This is a genomic window from Paenibacillus alkaliterrae (genome assembly GCF_021532375.1).
In the GTDB taxonomy this organism is placed as follows: Bacteria; Bacillota; Bacilli; order Paenibacillales; family Paenibacillaceae; genus Pristimantibacillus; species Pristimantibacillus alkaliterrae.
In genome coordinates this window covers 1-1,529 of sequence record NZ_JAKGAP010000162.1, presented here as the reverse complement: position 1 = coordinate 1,529, position 1,529 = coordinate 1, and the positions used below count along the sequence as shown (strand labels likewise).

Annotated in this window: 2 protein-coding genes; both read right to left on the bottom strand. The window is 48.3% G+C overall.

Annotated elements, in window-relative coordinates:
• A partial coding sequence (gene istB / locus L1N85_RS26970; protein WP_235242094.1) for an IS21-like element helper ATPase IstB occupies window positions 1-708 on the bottom strand: 708 nt, incomplete at its 3' end.
• The gene (locus L1N85_RS26965; RefSeq protein WP_235242093.1) at window positions 705-1,436 is read right to left on the bottom strand and encodes a Mu transposase domain-containing protein; all 732 of its coding nucleotides are present in this window, start codon (window positions 1,434-1,436) and stop codon (window positions 705-707) included. The genes istB and L1N85_RS26965, both read right to left, overlap by 4 nt.
• Between the last annotated feature and the right edge of the window lie 93 nt (window positions 1,437-1,529).

Sequence of the window (1,529 nt, the reverse complement as noted above, 5' to 3'; positions counted from 1 at the left end):
AATGTAGGATTGATGCGTCAAACGGTCAATCATGGCAGCTGTCATGACGGGATCTTGAAAGATTTCCCCCCAACGCTCAAAGGAGAGGTTGGTTGTAATAATCGTTGATTTTCTGCCAGCACGAAGGGACAGGTGAGTAAATAAGAGCTCCGATCCCTCTTTGTCAAATGAGATATAGCCCATCTCATCGGCAATGACCAAATCGTACTTCTCAAAACGATTCTGGAAGGCACGTAGCGTTTGCTGAGCGCGGCATTCCTTGATCTGGTTAATGAGCAAAGGGACGGTGGTAAACCACACCTTGTAGCCCTCCAAACATGCCTTGATCCCAAGACCCAAACCCATATGGGTCTTACCCGTTCCTGGATTTCCAGAAAGGATGACGTTGCGCCCCTCTCGAATAAAGTCCAAGCTTTTCAACTGCTTCAGCTTCTTCTGCGCATCCTCGGGCAGATCACTGACGGATAGATCCTCCAAATATTTCTTGTGTGTAAACTTCGCCAAGCGAATCCGATTATAACGAGAGGCTTCAAGCCTCGCATCACATTCTTTTTGCAGCAGGCGTGCCAAAAACTCTTCGTAACACATCTCATTCTGGTTGGCTTCCTGAATTTGTGCCTCGGCATGCTGCCGAATCATCGAAAGCTTTAATTCCGTACTGGATGTGATCACCGACTCCATCCAAGCCTTACGCGAAGATTGACTCATGCAATCGCCTCCTCCATTTGTATCGTGTGGGTTCCAAACATGTCATCATACTGGCGCAATTGTGCCGCGGCCTGCTGTAGAATGGCTTGTGACGCCTGTGAATGCAGCAGGGGAGGGGCATCCATTTCCCGTCCTTTGGCGCAGAGTGCCTTGACTTTATCCGTTGTTACATGGCTAGGGTGCAGGTTGTCCAATTGCTTAATGCTACGCTGTACTTCCTCTAAATTGGCATCATCCCGAATGTATTGCAGCAGCTCTATAAAATCTTTCTCACGTCTGCTATAATAAGTCTCATATATGTTTTTGATGTGGGATTGAGCCTGCGCAAGTGCCGTGCTACCGGCTAATGCGCCAGGCTTTTTCTTTAGTGTTTCGAGATAGTGAAGCAGTTCTAGTCTCCACTCATGGCATCCAACCAGTCGGTTATGTTCGGCAATCTTCATCTCTTCGTAGAAGCATTGAATCCGCCCGGAGTAGATCTTAACCATGATAAGTTTGCCGACCAGATGATCGGGAACAGAGTAATGGTTTTGATCCACAACCACCGTTGCATATTTATCCACTCTGGCGTGTACGACTCGCGCAGCGTCAAACATGGGTAAACCCCCGAATAAGAACGGGCGCTCCTCTTCCAGACAAGCTGTTGCTGATTTCCCTTCCCGTCGATCTTGGGGCTTGTTGTTCAGTCTTTCGCATACTTCCAGCAGGTAGGCGTTAGCCTCCTCCAAGGTTTCAAACGTATCCCGAAAGGCGAATGCTTTACGCCTAGCGACTTCAACGGTCCGCTCGACGTGCCCTTTTAAATGAAAAGCTTTTCATTT